We start from the raw sequence: 15,521 nt of genomic DNA on the forward strand, positions 1-15,521 counted from the left end.
AAGTGGAACAGGTTCTACTTCTATCACGGTGGCGGCCGGAGGGTCTACCGCTCAGCGGCGGCCGGTGGCCAGGATGACGAGGAACTGGCCGCCGCCCGGCTCGACGGTGGCGGTCACCGGCAGCCCCGGCACCAGCCGGGAGAACCGGTCGACCAGCCAGTCCGCCGCTTCCTGAGCGTCCTGCTTGGTCGGGCTGCGCGCCACCATCTCGCGGCCGCCCTTGCGTTCCAGCCTGCCGGCCACGGTGATCAGCGGCGCGGGTTCGACCACGTGCAGGCGGTCCGGCCAGGCGATGACCACCTTGACCGCGCCCTTGCGGGTGTTGCACCCGCGGTGCGCGAGCCGCTCGGCGACCTTGGCCTTCCGGTCGGCGGTGCGGCTGTCGACGCTGGGTCCCCGCGGGTCGTTCACCGACATGTCGGGGTCGACCGGTTCGTCGCACACCCAGCACCGCCAGCCGTCGCGCTCGGCCACGTCATCGAGGAGACTCATCCGGGCAAACTAGCCTGACCGGCCGCCGCCCCGCGCACCGCACCGGCCAGACGGTGATCAGCGGAACACACGCGTCCATCCGGGAGTTGAGCGTGGCATGAGTCAACTCGTGGACCGCACGATCACCGCCCTCCGCTCCGAGCACGACACGCTCGCCGCCCTCGTCCGCACCCTCACCGACGACCAGCTGGCCGCGACCAGCGGTGCCGCGGAATGGACCGTCGCCCAGGCGCTTTCCCACCTCGGCAGCGGCGCGGAGATCGGCCGCGCGCCGATCGCGCGGGCCGCCGGAGAGACCGTGGCGGCCGAAGACAACCCGACGATCTGGGCCCGCTGGGACGCGTCCGCGCCGCGAGCGCAGGCCGAGGGCTTCCTGGAGCACAACGCCCGCTGGCTCGAGACGGTCGAGGCGCTCACGCCCGAGCAGCGCTCGTCGCTGACCGTCGACCTCGGCTTCCTGCCCGAGCCGGTCCCGCTGGTGACCGCGGTGGGCATGCGGCTGAGCGAGGTGGCCAACCACTCGTGGGACGTGCGGGTGGCCTTCGACCCGGCCGCCGGGGTGGACGCCGGCTCGGCCGAAGTGCTCGTCGACCTCCTGTCCGGTCCCGTGGGGTTCATGCTGAGCTTCCTCGCGAAGCCGGCCGAGCTCGCGAACCCGGTGTCGGTGGCGGTCCCCGGCGGCGCTCTGGTGATCGACGACGCGGTCACCGTGGTGAACGACCTCGAGTCGCCTTCCGCGACGTTCACCGGGTCGCCGGAGGCGTTCGTCCGGCTGCTCAGCGGCCGGCTGAAGGCACCGTACGACCAGGGCGTCACCGTCGAGGGCAGCATCACGCTCGACGACCTGCGCCGCGTGTTCCCCGGCTTCTGACGGAACCGGCGGGCCGGCGACGCGACCGGGTCCGGTGGTCGCGGTCGCCGCCCGCCGTCGGGGCGCCGTCGATCAGCGCGGCTCGCCGAACCAGTGACCGAGCGCCGGTTCGAGGTCGTCGGCGTCGCCGGCCCAGCACACGTAGCCGTCCGGCCGGATGAGCATCGGCTGGGTGCGGGCGCTCAGACCCGCGCGGTCAACCCGGTCCTTCCAGGGGGCCGAGACCTCGGCGAACCGGCCGGCCGGGTCGATCAGCAAGCCGCGCCCGGAACGCAGGAGTTCGTGCGACCGGACCGGGCCGAGGTCCAGGTCCGGCGCGGGCAGGCCGACGAGTGGCCGGCCCTCCGCGCCGGGCATCGGGTAGCGGATGCCCATGCCGGACAACATGTCGTCGAGGTGGTACTGGACCTCGGGTAGTCGCGTGAGGGTCGTGAAGAGCTCCTTGGCGGCCGCCAGGTCCGGGTCGCGGGTGCCCTGCTGGTCCATCAGCAGGCTCTGCGCCTGGACGTTGCGCAGCACGGCGGCCGCGACCGGATGGCGTTCGGCGTGGTAGGTGTCGAGCAGGTGCTCCGGGGCCCACCCGCGCACCGCAGCACCGAGCTTCCACCCGAGGTTGAGCGCGTCCTGGATCCCGGTGTTCATGCCCTGCGCGCCGATCGGGAGGTGGACGTGGGCGGCGTCGCCGGCCAGGAACACCCGCCCGTGCCGGTACCGCGCGGCCTGCCGGGCCGCATTGGTGATGCGGCGGGCGTAGCGCACTTCGAGCAGCCGCACCCGGGAGCCGAAGACGGCGCGCAGCCCCTCGCGGATCTCGTCCTCGGTGACCGGGACGTCCCGGGGCAGTGACCGGCCCGGTCCGCCGAACGAGAGCCGGCGCAACGGCCTGCCCCGCGCGTCGGTGCCGAGCGGGAACACCGACACCCAATGCCCGTCCTCGCTCCGGGTGTGCGTCGTCGCCGGGTCGTCGCCGCTCAACCGCACGTCGGCGGCGACCACGGTCACCGTCCCCGGCCGGCCGGGGAACTCGGCCCCCAGCAGCGACCGCACCGTGCTGCGGCCGCCGTCGGCCGCGACCAGGTAGCGGGAGCGGACGACACGGCCGTTCGCGAAGGTCGCGGTGACCCCGTCCTCGTCCTGGGCGATGCCGATCAGTTCGTGGTCCCGCCGCACGTGGATGTCCTGCGCGGCCAGGTGTTGCTCGAGGAATCCCTCGATCGTCACCTGCGGGATGGACCGCCACGGATGGCGGTGCCGGTCCCGGGTGAGCGGGAGCGTGATCCCGGCGAAGTGGGCGGTGCCGGCCGGGTGGTTTCCGGTGGCCAGCAAGGGTTCCAGCAAGCCTCGCTGGTCGAATGCCTCCTGCGTGCGGGACTGCACGCCGCCCGCCTTCGACAACGTGCTGCGCCGCGCCAGCTTGTCGGCCGGCACGGCCGATACTCCCGCCAGCCGCAGTTCGCCGGCCAGTGTCAGGCCGGTCGGGCCCGCGCCGACGATGAGCACATCGGTGTCCATGGGTTCTCCCCTCGTCGTGTCGGGAGCAACGCTCCGTCGTCCGACGCGGTCGCGCCAGAAACGAGCTTGATCGTGTCGATATCCGGCGTGGATTAGGCTTACTAAGGTGGAATCCGACTACGACGAGCTGGATCGCCGGCTCGTGCACGCCCTGCAGATCAACGGCCGGGCCCCGTTCAGCACGATCGCCGAGGTGCTTGGCGTGTCGGATCGCACCATCGCCCGCCGGTACGCCCGGCTCCGGTCGGCCGGCGCGGTGCGGGTGCTCGGCGGAGTCGACCCGACCGCGCTGGGGGCGGTGCTGTGGTTCCTGCGGGTCCGGTGCGCGCCCGCCGCGTCGGTCCCGGTCGCCGAGGCGCTGGCCCGGCGTCCGGACACGTCCTGGGTGAGCATCACCTCCGGGGGCACGGAGATCACCTGCACGGTCCGCACCGAGAGCGAGGCCGACAGCGAGGCGCTGCTGCTGGCCAAGCTCCCTCGCACCCCACGCGTGGAGGGAGTGACCGCGCACTCCGTGCTGCACGCGTTCTACGGCGGCCCGGACAGCCTGGTCGCCAAGCTCGGGTCACTGGACGAGGAGGCGATCGGGCGGCTGCGCCCGCCTCCCGTGCCGAACCGGCCGGGACCGGCACGGCTCGACGACGGCGACCGCAGGCTGCTCGCCGCGCTCGCCACCGACGGCCGCACCGAGCTGGCGCAGCTGGCCGCGGCGACCGGCTGGTCGCCGACGACGGTCCGGCGCCGGATGACCGAGCTGCGCGAACGCGGGGTGCTGTACCTGGACATCGACGTCGACGGACGCATGTTCGGTGTCGGCCCCCGGACCCTGCTGTGGCTGTCGGTCGCCCCCGCGCACCTGGCGGAGGCCGGCGCGGCGCTGGCGGTGCACCCGGAGATCGCGTTCGCGGCCGCCACGACCGGGCCGACGAACCTGTTCGCGAGCGTGGCGTGCGCGAACCAGCGGGAGTTGTACCGGTACCTGACCACCCGGGTGGCCGCGCTGCCGGCGATCGCCCACGTCGAGACCGCGCCGGTGATCAAGACCGTCAAGCGGGCCGCGAACCGGACTTAGCGCCTTCCGCGGTGGCGCGCCAGTGTTTTTCGGCGGCACGGAGGATGTCGTCGCCGAGTCGCTCGAGGAACCGGCCCGCGGTGGCGAGCCGGGTTCCGGCCGCGGTGTCGGTCCCGAAGAGGTCGGCACCGCGCAGGACGGTGGTGGCGAACCGCTGGTTGGCGCGGACACCGACCACCGCGGAGCGAAGGCCCGCGTCTTCGTCGAGGAAGTACCGGTGGCGCCGGCTTTGACCGTCGCGGCCGCGACGGATCAGCCCGTGCTGGTGCAGCAGGCCGATGGCGTGCGAGATGGTCGCCGCGCTGACCTGCAGGTGCTGGGCCAGTTCGACGGCGGTGCCGCTGCCGGTCTCTGAGGTGAACAGGCAGGCCAGCACGCCGGCGGCGGTGCGTGGCATGCCGGTCTCGACTAGGGCCGCGGTCAGGTCGGCCTGGAAGACGGCCGTTGCGTCGGGCTCGGGGCCGCGGCGCTTGCCGGCCGGACTCGCGGCTGCCGGCGGGCGGGGACCACGCCGGGCGCGGTGGGTGGTGGCGAGCTGGGCCAGGTCCGCGCGGTAGCGGCCGGGCCCGCCGTTGCGTGCGACCTCGCGGCTCACCGTCGAGGTGGGACGGCCCAGCCGGCCGGCGATCCGGGCGTAGTCCAAGCCCCGCGCCAAGCCGTCGGCGATCTGCTGCCGGTCGGCTCCGGTCAGCCTGCGTCCTGGCACTCGGCCGGCTCCTCGTCGTCGATCGTCTCGCCGCCAGTATGCGAGCGAGTCGTCGACCGTTGCAACCGCCGGGTTCCGGTGTGCATTAACCGGCACGGTCATTGCAATCGCCGACGACCGTGCGAACAGCGAAAACGGTGCGAACACAAGAGAATCTCCGTTGACCGGTGTTTCGCGCTCTGCCTAACGTTCGGATCCGGAAGCGGCTTTCGGTCACCTGATGAGGAGCGCTGCATGCGGGCCAAGGGCATCACCTACGACACCGGTTTCACTCCCGGTGGCCGGAGTTCGCGGCCCGTCTTCGACGCCGAGGCGGTGCGCCGCGAGATCCGGGTCATCGCCGACGATCTGCACTGCGACGCCGTGCGGATCACCGGCGGCGATCCCGACCGGCTGTCGGTCGCCGCCGGGTACGCCGCCGACGTGGGGCTGGAGGTCTGGTTCTCCCCGTTCCCTTGCGAACTGCCCGCACCGGACCTGGTTTCGTACTTCGCCGGCTGCGCGGACCGCGCCCGGGAGGTGGGAGCGGACGTCTTCGTCGCCGGCTGCGAGCTGAGCCTCTTCGCCGCCGGCTTCCTGCCCGGGGACGACAGTTTCGCCAGGATCAAGGCCCTGGCCGCCGGCGCACCCGAAGCAATGGCCCAGCTCGCCGAGGTCCCCGCCCGGTTGGACGCCGTGCTGGCCGACACCGCGGCCGCGGTGCGTCAACGGTTCCGCGGCAAGGTCACCTACGCCGCCGGAACCTGGGAACAGATCGAGTGGGCCCCCTTCGACATCGTCAGCGTCGACGCCTACGGCGATACCGGCGACGCCTTCCGTCAAGGTGTGCGCGAATACCGCCGGCACGGCAAGCCGCTGGCGGCGACCGAGTTCGGCTGCTGCACCTACCGGGGCGCGGCCGAGCGTGGCGGCCTCGGCTGGGCCATCGTCGACCACGAAGCCGACCCACCCCGCCTCGACGGCGACTACACCCGCGACGAGGACGAACAGGCCCGCTACCTGCGCGAGATGATCGCCCTCTTCGACGAGGAAGGCGTGGACACCGCCTTCTGGTTCACCTTCGCCGGTTACGAGTCCCCGCACCACACGGACCCTCGCTTCGATCTCGACATGGCGTCCTACGGGGTGTGCAAACTCCTGCCCGACGGTAGCTTGGCCCCGAAGAAGTCCTTCCACGCCATGGCGAAGGCATATCGATGAGGCGTGGGCGGGCGGGGTTCACCGACCGGCGGCCAGCACTGCCGCGAGGCCTTCCTGCAGATCCTTGACGAAATATCCGGGAACTTCCAACGATGGGAAATGCCCCCCGGCTTCGGGCGACCTCCACCGGACGATCTGCCGGTACCGCTCCTGCGCCCAGGTGCGCGGATACTTCTCGATGTCGCGGGGATACATGGTGATCGCCGACGGGACGTCGACCCGGAGTTCGGGGTCGAGCGAGTTGTGGCTTTCGTAGTAGATGCGCGCCGACGACGCGCCGGTCCGCGTCAGCCAATACAGGGTGACGTCGTCGAGAATGCGGTCCCGGGAAATCGTCTCGAACGGGCTGTCTTCGGTATCCGACCACTCGGCGAACTTGTCGAGGATCCAGGCGAGCAGCCCGACCGGTGAGTCGACGAGCGAGTAGCCGATGGTCTGCGGCCGGGTCGCCTGCTGCTTCGCGTACGCCGCGCGGTGGTGCCAGAAATCGTGGGTTTCCTCGGTCCACTTGCGCTCGACCGCCGTCAGCCCGTCCGTTGTCAACCCGGGTGGTCCCTCCGCGAACGTGGTGTGGATGCCGAGAACGTGCGCCGGGAACCGGCCGCCGAGGACCGTGGTGATGTTGCCTCCCCAGTCGCCGCCGTGGGCCGCGAACTCGCGGTAGCCGAGTCTTCCCATCAGTTCCACCCACGCGGCGGCGATCTTTTCGGTTCCCCAGCCGGTGGTGGCCGGCTTGTCGCTGTAACCGAAGCCCGGTAGCGAGGGAACCACGACGTGGAACGCCGGCGCGTCGACATCCTTCGGGTCTGCGAGCTCGTCCACTACATCGACGAACTCGGCGATGCTGCCTGGCCAGCCGTGCGTCAAGATCAGCGGAGTGGCGTCCGCGCGCGCGGATCGGCGGTGCAGGAAGTGGATTCCCAGACCGTCGATGGTCGTGCGGAACTGGCTGAGACGGTCGAGGCGCTCTTCGAACGACCGCCAGTCGTACCCGGTGCGCCAGTAGTCCACGACCTCGACGAGATCGGCGAGCGGAACGCCCTGGTCCCATCGGCGAGGGTCGGGCGCGGCGCGATAAACCGTCTCGGCTTCCGGCAGCCGCGCCGCGGCCAGTCGCGCGCGCAGATCGTCGAGGTCGGCTTCGGCCGCGTGGGCTTCGAATGCTTCCACGTCGCTGGTCGGGCGGGGCATGAGACCTCCTGGCTGTCGCGGAACCGGCTTAGACGGTTCTAGCAGCCCTCTGAGCTCATGCGCAACCTGCTAAGCTGGTTCCATGCGCGCCGAGTTCCCTGACTTTCGCCTCGGCAACGTGCTGGCGACCAGCTTCACGGGGACTCTCTCGGAGCGTCGGGGCAACGCCGTGGAGCGCATTCCCACACCGCACCGGCTCGTCGACTGGCTGGTGGTGAGCGGCCTCGCCGTGGAGTCCTGCACCACCGCCCAGCTCGAACTCGCTTGGGAGCTGAGGGAAGCGATCCACGCCGCCGCGTCAGCGGCCGCGATCCACGACGCTCTCCCCGCGTCCGCTGTCCGGGTCATCAACGACCGCAGCACTCAGGGCCGCGCCGCGGCCGTCCTGACGCCCGAGGGTGAGCGGCGATGGCGACTCAGCTCGGCTTCCTGCGTAGAAGATGCCCTGGGCGTGATCGCCGCCGACGCGATCAGCATCATCGCGGGTGAACGAGACGGAAAGCTGGCCCTGTGCGCCTCGCCGACCTGCCAAGCCGCTTTCTTCGACGCCAGCCAAAGTCGCACCCGCAGGTGGTGTGACATGAACACGTGTGGGAACCGTCAGAAGAAGGCGCGCTTCAACGCGAGCCACCAACCGTCACCTGGGCGGTGGAAGACAACGTGAACCGCTGGATCGGCGGCCGCTGACGACCGCGTCCGGTGGCGTTCGGCCGATCAGGCGCGGTCGTGGAGAGTGACCTGGTAGCCGTCGGGGTCGGCGAAGGTGAACGTCCGGCCGAAGGGGCCGTCGATCGGTGCGGAGACGATGGGGTGCCCGTCAGCGACGAGAGCGTCGTGAATGGCCTGGACGTCGGTGGCGTGGAGCCAGATCGCGGCACCGATGCCGGGCTGGGCAACGGAGGCGAGATCGGTGTCGGGAACGACGTCACGGAGTGCGAACGCGATCGGCTTCGTCTCGAAGACGACGGCGTGCGGAGGTCCGGCCGGCGAGCGGACGAGCCCGAGGTACTGCTCGTAGAACGCCTGTGAAGCGTCGAGGTCGCGCGCTTGGAGCGAGATGAAGTCGGGGCCGGTGACGGGCATGTGCAGCTCCTTCGTTCGTGTCAGCATTCTGACACGGATCAATCTATGTCAGAATGCTGACATGAGTCAAGACGGTGCCGGCGTCGACCTGGAGACGTCACTGGGCTACCTGCTGAAAGAGGCGTCGAGCGCGCTGCGCGCAGCCATGGAGGAGGTGCTGCGGCCGCTCGGGATGACCGTGACGCACTACTCCTGCCTCGAGCTGCTGGCCCAACGACCGGGCTTGTCGAACTCCGAGCTCGCGCGGGGCGCGTTCGTGACCCGGCAGTCGATGAACGTGTTGCTCCAGGCCCTGGAACGAGACGGCTACGTGACCAGGCCCGCGGAGGCGCCCGTCGGGAAGGTCCTTCCGGCGCGGCTCACGCCTCGCGGCCGGCGGAGCCTGGAGAAGGCGAGTACGGCGGTCCGGTCCGTGGAGGTCAGGATGCTGGCCGGCATGACCGAGGCCGAGCAGTCAGGCGCGTTCCGGATCCTGCGGAGCATGATCGATTCCCTGCGCGACGGCGCCTAAGTCGTTCCCCGGCCATCAGACGACCCACCAGATCACCACTGAGGGCCGCACTCACGACTGTCCTGTTCGGCCGGTCAGGCAGTGCTGCACGAGTGGACCGAACCGGTCGACCAGTTCGTCGACGGACGAGGACGCGATCGGCTCGATCCGCATGATGTAGCGCGCCACCGTGAGACCGAGGATCTGGACGTTGACCATGGCTGCCCGCAGCGCGGCGTCCGGCGTGCCGAGCATCGCCGCGATCCGGTCGGTGATTTCCCGGTCGATGAACTCGCGCAGCAGCGCTTCGGACTGAGGGTTGGTCGGCGCCGATCTGGTCAGCATCACGAGCGGTGTGCGGTCGGACTTGTCGAGGTTCTCCACCAGGGTCCGGACGATGCGCTCGCCGATGGTGTCGAGGCCGCCGGCGAAGATCGAATCGATGGCGGGCGGGACGGTGCCGGACATGCCGGCGACGGCGGCGAACAGGTCCTGTTTGGTGCCGAAGAAGTAGAACACCATCGCCGGGTCGACACCCGCCGCGGTGGCGATCGCGCGCACGGTCGTAGCGCCGTAGCCGTGCTCGTCGAACAGCTCGCGCGCGGTCCGGAGGATCCGCTGCTTGCTCTCCGCGCCGGACCGCCAGCGTCCGGGGCGACCGTGGGTGCCGTCTTCTGCCATGACCGCCGAAGCCTAACACCCTTTCTTCATCGATCGGTGGAGTTTTTGCCGAACCCGCCGTAGCGTGTTCTTCATCGGGTGGTGAAGAAAGGGGTGACCGGATGAGGGTGGTCGTGATCGGCGCTGGTCTCGGTGGGTTGACGCTGGCCCACGGGCTCCGCCGGGCAGGGATCGACGTCGCGGTGTACGAGCGAGATGGCGCGCGGGGACGTCCGCAGGGCGTGAGCCTGCACATCGACGACCGGGGTACTGCGGCGCTGCGGGCGTGCCTGCCCCCGGCGCACGCCGCGATGGCAGAGGCGACGATGGGAGGACCGCGTGATCGGACGCTGACGCTGTCCGACGAGCTCACCGTCGTGGACACTCGGCCGTCCGACGGGGTGGCGGGCCGGGCGCGGCCCGGCCGGCAGGCCCACCGGCCGTTGCTCCGGGCGGTGTTGCTGACGGACTTGGACGACGTCGTCCGGTTCGGGACGGAGTTCACGCGGTTCGAGCAGCGCTCCGACGGCACGGTCCGGGTGTGGTTCGCCGACGGCGGCACGGACACCGCGGACGTCCTGGTCGGCGCGGACGGGATCGGGTCGGCGGTTCGCCGCCGGTACTTGCCCGACGTGCGGGTGGTCGACACGGGACGACGCATGATCATGGGGGCGACGCCGGTGCGAACTGTGGTCGATACCGGATTGCCGGGGCTGATCGGCGACAGCCCGGCTGCCGCGCAGGTGCGCGGGACCACGATGGCGCTGGCGGTGCTGCGGTTCACCCAGCAGCCGGTGCTCGCGCGGCAGGAGTGGCTGCCCGCCCTGCGCTCCCACGTCGTCGCCGATGCCGAGGACTACGTGATGTGGGCCTTGCCCAGCACGCGAGAGCGGCTCGGGTCCCCGGTCATGGCGTGGCATCAGGCCCAGGACCTGGCCGCGGACCTGCACCCGACGTTGCGGCTGATCGTCGCCGAGGCGTGGCCGGACGTCACGGCCGCGCTGCGGATCGGGATGATCCCGCCGATGCCCGCCTGGCCCGCCAGTCCGGTGACGGTCATCGGCGACGCCATCCACCTGGCCCCGGGTTTCGGCGGCAACCTGGCGATGCGGGATGCGCAGAGCCTCTGCCAGGAACTGGTCGCGGCGAACCGTGGCCGGCTCGACCTGCTCGACGCGATCGGCGCCTACGAGGACACGATGCGCCGCAACAGCTTCCCGTCTGTCACGGCGAAGGCGGGCAGATGAGCCTCGATGTGCTGACCCAGAAGTCTTTGTCGTTGTTCAGCGCGGTGGGCGGCTGGCGCACGGTCGCCGAAGGTGTCGCGTCCCGGGTGGTGTTCCTGATCGCCTACCTGCTGACCGGCCAGGTGTGGACCTCCGCGCTGATCGCGGTCGGTGGTGTGGTGGTACTCGCGGCCGTGCGAGTGTGGACTGATCGGCGCTACTGGCCGGCGGTGATCGGCCTGGCCATCGTCGGAGGGTCCGCCTTGCTGGCCGGGACGACCGGGCAGGCGATCAACTTCTACCTGCCGGCGGTGCTCATCCAGGCGGTTCAGGGAGCGGTGTTCCTGCTGTCCATGCTGGTGCGGTGGCCGGTGATCGGGCTGGTGGTCGGGGCGGTGCGCGGCGAACGCTTCGGCTGGCGCCGCGATCCGGCATGGCGGCGGCGCTACCAGCTGTGCACGGCGGTGTTCGTGGTGAAGTGCGCCATCGCCACAGCGGTGCAGCTGCCGCTGTATCTGGCCGGTCAGACAACCGCACTCGGCATCGCTGCCACGCTGCTGGGAGGCGCGCCGGCGGCGGGCGCCTGCATCTACCTGTGCTGGCGGATCCTGCGCGAGGACCCGAAGACTGCCCAGTAACCCGCGGCGAGCGTCCAGCGCGACGGCGTTTCGTGCCACCGCAAGCAGTCCGATTTCGTCCGCTCATCGGCATGAGCGTGCGACGCTAGATCAGCGGCATGAGGGGATTTTCGCCCTTGAGGCAGACCACCTTGAAGGTCGTCCCGCGAGGATCTCGGGCTTCTGGATTACCAGGCTGATCCTGCAGGAGACGTCTTGCGACGCAGCGCCAAGCTGTCGATGATCGACGGTGTGTTGACGGTGGACAAGGTGGAGGTTCGCGTGCTGAACGGACAGATCTTCGGGATGATCGCCACAGTTGGCGCCGCGCTGGTCGCACTCTTTTCAGCGGCATACTCAGTTCGATTGACCACCCGAACGAGCCGTGAGGTCGAGGTACTCAAGGCTGACCTCGCTCGCGAAGCCGCCGCGGACAAGTCCCGCCGCGATTATGAATACGAGGCGCGGAAGCGGATCTATGCCGAGTGTGAGCCGTTGGTCATCCGCCTTGCCGAAAGTTGCGACTATGCCGCGGCGCGAATCATTTCCCTCACTGACGAGCGCAGATGGGGAGAATTGCGCGCTACACGGGATCCCAATCGGTACTGGATGCTCACCAAGTCGTCTGAGGTCATCTCAACTGCGCACGCGCTGCTTGAACCACTGAGCCTGTTCGCCCTGCTGAGTGAGAAGGTCACGCTTGTCGACCTAGGCTTCGATCAGCGCCTGGCCGAGATCTACACCCTCGCACGCGCCGCGTATCAGACCCATCTCGACGACTACCAGATCGCAGCTATCGGCCAGCCTCTCGACTATGATCCCGTCGTCCCTGGTTGGCGCGCCAAGCGTGCTGTCGACCCTGCCAAGTACTGGTGGCAAGGCCTCACTCGCGTCCGTTTGGACCCCGCAGTGGAGCTGTGCATCCACCGCGATGCCGGCCGAGTCACGACGATTAGCGAGTTCGAGGAACGTTACATCACCCTTTTCGACGCAGTCGAAGATTCCCGGAACAAATCACTGGGACTGTTCTGCAATCCGCTGTATAACTTCACGCCGGAATCTCGACCAGTATACTGGCGCCTACTTATGTGTCAACTGCTAATCTATCGGAGAATTGCCAATCGCAGCCGTCTCCAAACGGTCGTCCCTGTTACTTCCACCTTCGACTTCACTAGGTCGGACATCGATGCTCTCCAGAGGACTCCCGGAGTCTCCGACTCCCAACTCGACTCCAGTATCGAAGCAGCACTTATTTACACCAGTTCCATTCTTGGCTGAGGCATTAACCGGATCCTTCGCGCGGAGAGCCCGTGGCGGTGTACCGGCCCAACGACCGACAGTTCGATCCGGTTGACCCGATGCGTTCGCCGACGACACGCCAGCGGACGTACTCCGCGCGAGCTTGGCAGTCGGTTGAACGGATCGGCCTCGGCGTCCACTTCTCGGCGTGAGAGTGTGTCCGTCGGCGCCGTTGGCGGTCCCATCGGTTGTCGACGGCGGTCGTCGTCATCGCTCCAGCCGGTAGTGCAGGTGCGTCACCCCGGGTGCTGGCATGGTCATGGTGCTCAGTTGCTGGCGTGGGCGGTGTTGTCGAGCCAGCGCTGGGCGAGGTCGGTGTCGCCGTCGACGCTGATGTCGGTGGCTTCGCGGTCGGTGAGGGGGAGCCGTCGGGTCAAGATCAGCAGCAGTGATCGTGCCGGGCCGGTCACTGTCACGTCGGCCTGCCGGGTTCCGGGCTGCCACGTCGCCCCGTCCGGCCGCCGCTCGACGAACCACGCGCCCGCGCCGTCGGTGGCCCGCCACTGCAGGGTCTGCCCGGTGCCCCGGATGGCGTGGGCGGACTCGGGCCGCTGCATTTCCCACGTGGGGGAGGTGAGCATCGCGAGGTGGTTGTCGATGAGCGCGGCCGCGATGTCGGCGTCGACGTCGGCCGGCCGGTCCGCGGCGTTGGCCGCGTCGAAGCCGTGGAGGACCGCCTCGTTCAGCATGCTGGTCATCCAGAACCGTGTCCCGGATCGCTCGTCGCCCGCGGCGTTGAACACCGGCGCGTCGAGCGCGTCATCGGAGCACGCGCTCGCGACCCGCTGCGCGGATTCCGACAGCCACGCCTGCCACTCGCGGGGATCGGTGGGGAGCGCGGCCATCTCCGTGGGCAGCTGGGTGGGGTCGGTGACGCGCCGCTCGATGATTTCCGCGACCCAGTTCTGGGTCTGGCCCACGTGCGCGACCAGGTCGGTGACGGTCCACTCCGGGGCTGTCGGCACGGCGGCGTCAGGCCCGGCCGCGGCGGCGGATTCCGCCAGGCGCCGGGTGTGTTCGACGATCGCGCGCCGGATGGTGTCCGCGTTCAGTTCGGTCATGGGAGTGTCCTCGGTGTCTCGGTAGCCGGTGATCGTTCCGTGAGTGCCCGCCCCCTGCGGGCGCCTTCGACTACGCGTCGAACGACGATAGCCAGGATCGACAACCCCATGAAAATTCTCGATCTTTCAGGCTGAGCACGCGGCCGAGTCCTCGTGCTCACCGAGCCAGGGCGAGTAGTTCGTCGATCGCCGACTCTGGACCGTCGTAGGTGAGGTAGGCGATGGCGAACATCGGGGCGATCACCCGGCTCCACGCGTACAGCCTGTCGCCGTCGAGCCCGCAGGCGGTCGCCACCTGCCGGCAACGGGTCTCGACACCCTCGTGTCCGGCGCCGGCGACCACGTAGTCGACGGCGTCGAAGCACGGATCGCCGAGGCACGCCTTGGGATCGATCGCGACCAGACCGCGCGACGGGCCGCCGTCGAGGACGTTGCCGAGGTGCAGATCGCCGTGCAACAACACAAGCCGGTCCTGCGTATTCAGCAGCGTCTCACAGCGCTCTATCGCCCGCTCCCACGTGGCCTGGTCGATCCGTGCGCCGATGGCCGGCTCGGACAGCCTCCGCCCGATCCGGGCGAAGGCCTCGTCACACCGACCGCACAGATCCCACGGCCAGCCCGCGGGCGGGGGCACGGCGTGCAGTGCCCCGAGCAACTCTCCCCACTGCCGCGGTAACGACGTCTGCGGCAGGTCTTCGGCCTCGGTGCCGGGCAGGACCTCCTCCAGCACCATCGCGCCGGCCTCCGCGTCCGCGGACAACACGGCCGGCACCCGGCCCGAGGACGCGAACACGCGCAGCATCTCCGCCTGCTTGGTCAGCAGCGCCCGGTCCGGACTGAGCTTGAGCACCGCCGGCGTCCCGTCCGGCCATCGACACCGCAGGACGACCGAGGACGCTCCACTCTCGAAAGGTTCGCCGAGCACGAGGCCCCATCGGGAGGCCAGCCGCGCGGCGAGGGCCGGAACCTCATCGAGCCACCCCTCGACCTCGGAACCGAACCGACTCACCAACCGCGCGCCCACTTCTCCGATGTCCACGCCGGCCAGTTTGCCCCCGACCTGCCACCATGCGCCGGTTCATACCTGTGCATAGGTCAGCTGGACGACGCCGTTGCCGAAGGCGGTGGAGGTCTTGAGGGTGAGCGGGAAGTTCGGTCCTTCCGCGGGGAACAGGCGCTTTCCGGTGCCGACCACGACCGGGTACAGCAACAGGTTCAGCTCGTCGACCAGGCCTTCGGACAGCAACCACCGGACGGTGGTCCCGCTGCCGCTGGTCATGATGTCGCCGCCGGTTTCGGCCTTGAGGTCGCGGATGGCCGATGCGGGATTGCCGGGCAGCAGCACCGAGTTGCGCCACGTGACCTCGGACAGCGTCGTGGAGAGGACGTATTTGCGGACCTTGTTCATGAAATCGGCGCCTTCGTCGTCCTCGACGGTGCGGTCGGGCCAGGCGGACGCGAAGTTCTCGTAGGTGACGCGGCCGAGGAGCATGGCGTCGGCGGCGGCCATGCCGGCGTCGACGGACGCCGCGATTTCGTCGCTCCAGTAGGGGAGGGACCACTTGTCCGGGGCTTCGACGACACCGTCGAGCGAGACGAACAGATTCGACACCAGCTTGCGCATGCGATCGTCCTTTGCTTCGAGAGATTTCACTGCCCTTGCGCGACGGCCGACCTCGAACACGGTCGGCCATCCCTGGGCTCGGGCGTACCGGGCGACCATCGCGGCGACCGCCGCTCCGGAGCCGTCACCGCCGACGAGCAGCCGCCCCGGATCCGCGCCCAGGTCAGCGGCGTGGGCGGCCGACCACTCCAAGACCTCCCGTGCAGCGGGGAAGTCCCGCAGCCCGGCCGAGATCACGACGACCCCGGTGACGGCCGGTTCGGCGGCCGAACCGGCTTCGGTGAACCAGACCAGCAGCGGCGGCGCGAGGATGCGCCGGGACGGCCACTGCACCCGTGCCACACCGCCACGCAGGTGCAGCTTCGCGCCCCGCTGATCAGCTTCTTCAGCCACGACCAACCCTGCCATGGCGGTCGT

The 15,521-nt window shown here is 69.7% G+C and carries 17 protein-coding genes; 8 read left to right on the top strand and 9 right to left on the bottom strand.

Annotation, left to right across the window (positions count from 1 at the left end):
* Positions 1–51 precede the first annotated feature (51 nt).
* Entirely contained in the window at positions 52–492 is a 441-nt protein-coding gene (locus AB0M59_RS03170; protein ID WP_364607671.1) for a hypothetical protein, read from the bottom strand.
* 97 nt (positions 493–589) lie between these two features.
* Between AB0M59_RS03170 and AB0M59_RS03175 the strand changes: the two genes are divergently transcribed.
* Positions 590–1,363, top strand: coding sequence for a maleylpyruvate isomerase family mycothiol-dependent enzyme (locus tag AB0M59_RS03175; RefSeq protein ID WP_364607674.1), 774 nt, complete (start codon positions 590–592; stop codon positions 1,361–1,363).
* A gap of 72 nt (positions 1,364–1,435) precedes the next feature.
* On the opposite strand, the gene AB0M59_RS03180 is transcribed toward AB0M59_RS03175, so the two are convergent.
* Positions 1,436–2,875, bottom strand: coding sequence for an FAD-dependent monooxygenase (locus AB0M59_RS03180; protein ID WP_364607677.1), 1,440 nt, complete (start codon positions 2,873–2,875; stop codon positions 1,436–1,438).
* Between the two features lie 106 nt (positions 2,876–2,981).
* On the opposite strand from AB0M59_RS03180, the gene AB0M59_RS03185 reads away from it, so the two are divergent.
* Positions 2,982–3,947 (top strand): Lrp/AsnC family transcriptional regulator, encoded by a 966-nt coding sequence (locus AB0M59_RS03185; protein ID WP_364607680.1) that lies wholly within the window; start codon positions 2,982–2,984, stop codon positions 3,945–3,947.
* Here the strand turns inward: AB0M59_RS03185 and AB0M59_RS03190 are convergent.
* Complete coding sequence (locus AB0M59_RS03190) at positions 3,922–4,653, bottom strand: helix-turn-helix domain-containing protein (RefSeq protein ID WP_364607683.1); 732 nt, start codon at positions 4,651–4,653, stop codon at positions 3,922–3,924. The genes AB0M59_RS03185 and AB0M59_RS03190 overlap by 26 nt on opposite strands.
* A gap of 234 nt (positions 4,654–4,887) precedes the next feature.
* Here AB0M59_RS03190 and AB0M59_RS03195 point away from each other — a divergent pair, with 234 nt between their 5' ends.
* Positions 4,888–5,853 (top strand): hypothetical protein, encoded by a 966-nt coding sequence (locus AB0M59_RS03195; RefSeq protein ID WP_364607686.1) that lies wholly within the window; start codon positions 4,888–4,890, stop codon positions 5,851–5,853.
* An 18-nt stretch (positions 5,854–5,871) separates the two neighbouring features.
* On the opposite strand, the gene AB0M59_RS03200 is transcribed toward AB0M59_RS03195, so the two are convergent.
* The gene (locus AB0M59_RS03200; protein ID WP_364607689.1) at positions 5,872–7,044 is read right to left on the bottom strand and encodes an epoxide hydrolase family protein; all 1,173 of its coding nucleotides are present in this window, start codon (positions 7,042–7,044) and stop codon (positions 5,872–5,874) included.
* Positions 7,045–7,126: 82 nt separating this feature from the next.
* Between AB0M59_RS03200 and AB0M59_RS03205 the strand changes: the two genes are divergently transcribed.
* On the top strand, positions 7,127–7,708 hold the full coding sequence (locus tag AB0M59_RS03205) for a CGNR zinc finger domain-containing protein (RefSeq protein ID WP_364607692.1): 582 nt from the start codon (positions 7,127–7,129) through the stop codon (positions 7,706–7,708).
* Positions 7,709–7,758: 50 nt separating this feature from the next.
* Here the strand turns inward: AB0M59_RS03205 and AB0M59_RS03210 are convergent, their stop codons facing one another.
* On the bottom strand, positions 7,759–8,127 hold the full coding sequence (locus tag AB0M59_RS03210) for a VOC family protein (RefSeq protein WP_364607695.1): 369 nt from the start codon (positions 8,125–8,127) through the stop codon (positions 7,759–7,761).
* A gap of 61 nt (positions 8,128–8,188) precedes the next feature.
* Between AB0M59_RS03210 and AB0M59_RS03215 the strand changes: the two genes are divergently transcribed.
* The gene (locus AB0M59_RS03215) at positions 8,189–8,638 is read left to right on the top strand and encodes a MarR family transcriptional regulator (protein ID WP_364607698.1); all 450 of its coding nucleotides are present in this window, start codon (positions 8,189–8,191) and stop codon (positions 8,636–8,638) included.
* Positions 8,639–8,689: 51 nt separating this feature from the next.
* Here the strand turns inward: AB0M59_RS03215 and AB0M59_RS03220 are convergent, their stop codons facing one another.
* Entirely contained in the window at positions 8,690–9,298 is a 609-nt protein-coding gene (locus AB0M59_RS03220; protein ID WP_364607701.1) for a TetR family transcriptional regulator, read from the bottom strand.
* Between the two features lie 101 nt (positions 9,299–9,399).
* Between AB0M59_RS03220 and AB0M59_RS03225 the strand changes: the two genes are divergently transcribed.
* The 3 genes from AB0M59_RS03225 (at position 9,400) to AB0M59_RS03235 (ending at position 12,398) form a co-directional block, all read left to right on the top strand.
* On the top strand, positions 9,400–10,524 hold the full coding sequence (locus tag AB0M59_RS03225) for an NAD(P)/FAD-dependent oxidoreductase (protein WP_364607704.1): 1,125 nt from the start codon (positions 9,400–9,402) through the stop codon (positions 10,522–10,524).
* Positions 10,521–11,141 (top strand): DUF3159 domain-containing protein, encoded by a 621-nt coding sequence (locus AB0M59_RS03230; protein WP_364607707.1) that lies wholly within the window; start codon positions 10,521–10,523, stop codon positions 11,139–11,141. The genes AB0M59_RS03225 and AB0M59_RS03230 overlap by 4 nt, the downstream gene beginning before the upstream one ends.
* 195 nt (positions 11,142–11,336) lie before the next feature.
* Positions 11,337–12,398, top strand: a complete 1,062-nt coding sequence (locus AB0M59_RS03235) for a hypothetical protein (RefSeq protein WP_364607710.1) — start codon at positions 11,337–11,339, stop codon at positions 12,396–12,398.
* Between the two features lie 287 nt (positions 12,399–12,685).
* Here AB0M59_RS03235 and AB0M59_RS03240 read toward each other — a convergent pair whose 3' ends face one another.
* The 3 genes from AB0M59_RS03240 to AB0M59_RS03250 all read right to left on the bottom strand — a co-directional run bounded on the left by AB0M59_RS03240 (position 12,686) and on the right by AB0M59_RS03250 (position 15,497).
* Entirely contained in the window at positions 12,686–13,480 is a 795-nt protein-coding gene (locus AB0M59_RS03240; RefSeq protein ID WP_364607713.1) for a maleylpyruvate isomerase family mycothiol-dependent enzyme, read from the bottom strand.
* 157 nt (positions 13,481–13,637) lie between these two features.
* Positions 13,638–14,519 (bottom strand): aminoglycoside phosphotransferase family protein, encoded by an 882-nt coding sequence (locus AB0M59_RS03245; protein ID WP_364607716.1) that lies wholly within the window; start codon positions 14,517–14,519, stop codon positions 13,638–13,640.
* Between the two features lie 39 nt (positions 14,520–14,558).
* The gene (locus tag AB0M59_RS03250) at positions 14,559–15,497 is read right to left on the bottom strand and encodes a dihydrofolate reductase family protein (RefSeq protein WP_364607719.1); all 939 of its coding nucleotides are present in this window, start codon (positions 15,495–15,497) and stop codon (positions 14,559–14,561) included.
* Between the last annotated feature and the right edge of the window lie 24 nt (positions 15,498–15,521).

Origin of the sequence: Amycolatopsis sp. NPDC051371 (assembly GCF_040682155.1) — a bacterium.
Classification (GTDB): Bacteria; Actinomycetota; Actinomycetes; order Mycobacteriales; family Pseudonocardiaceae; genus Amycolatopsis.

What these genes read in the sequence shown, in the direction of transcription:
- AB0M59_RS03170 (WP_364607671.1), bottom strand. Translation starts at nt 492, where the DNA reads ATGAGTCTCCTCGATGACGTGGCCGAGCGCGACGGCTGGCGGTGCTGG.
- AB0M59_RS03175 (WP_364607674.1), top strand. Translation starts at nt 590, where the DNA reads ATGAGTCAACTCGTGGACCGCACGATCACCGCCCTCCGCTCCGAGCAC.
- AB0M59_RS03180 (WP_364607677.1), bottom strand. Translation starts at nt 2,875, where the DNA reads ATGGACACCGATGTGCTCATCGTCGGCGCGGGCCCGACCGGCCTGACA.
- AB0M59_RS03195 (WP_364607686.1), top strand. Translation starts at nt 4,888, where the DNA reads ATGCGGGCCAAGGGCATCACCTACGACACCGGTTTCACTCCCGGTGGC.
- AB0M59_RS03200 (WP_364607689.1), bottom strand. Translation starts at nt 7,044, where the DNA reads ATGCCCCGCCCGACCAGCGACGTGGAAGCATTCGAAGCCCACGCGGCC.
- AB0M59_RS03205 (WP_364607692.1), top strand. Translation starts at nt 7,127, where the DNA reads ATGCGCGCCGAGTTCCCTGACTTTCGCCTCGGCAACGTGCTGGCGACC.
- AB0M59_RS03210 (WP_364607695.1), bottom strand. Translation starts at nt 8,127, where the DNA reads ATGCCCGTCACCGGCCCCGACTTCATCTCGCTCCAAGCGCGCGACCTC.
- AB0M59_RS03215 (WP_364607698.1), top strand. Translation starts at nt 8,189, where the DNA reads ATGAGTCAAGACGGTGCCGGCGTCGACCTGGAGACGTCACTGGGCTAC.
- AB0M59_RS03220 (WP_364607701.1), bottom strand. Translation starts at nt 9,298, where the DNA reads ATGGCAGAAGACGGCACCCACGGTCGCCCCGGACGCTGGCGGTCCGGC.
- AB0M59_RS03225 (WP_364607704.1), top strand. Translation starts at nt 9,400, where the DNA reads ATGAGGGTGGTCGTGATCGGCGCTGGTCTCGGTGGGTTGACGCTGGCC.
- AB0M59_RS03230 (WP_364607707.1), top strand. Translation starts at nt 10,521, where the DNA reads ATGAGCCTCGATGTGCTGACCCAGAAGTCTTTGTCGTTGTTCAGCGCG.
- AB0M59_RS03240 (WP_364607713.1), bottom strand. Translation starts at nt 13,480, where the DNA reads ATGACCGAACTGAACGCGGACACCATCCGGCGCGCGATCGTCGAACAC.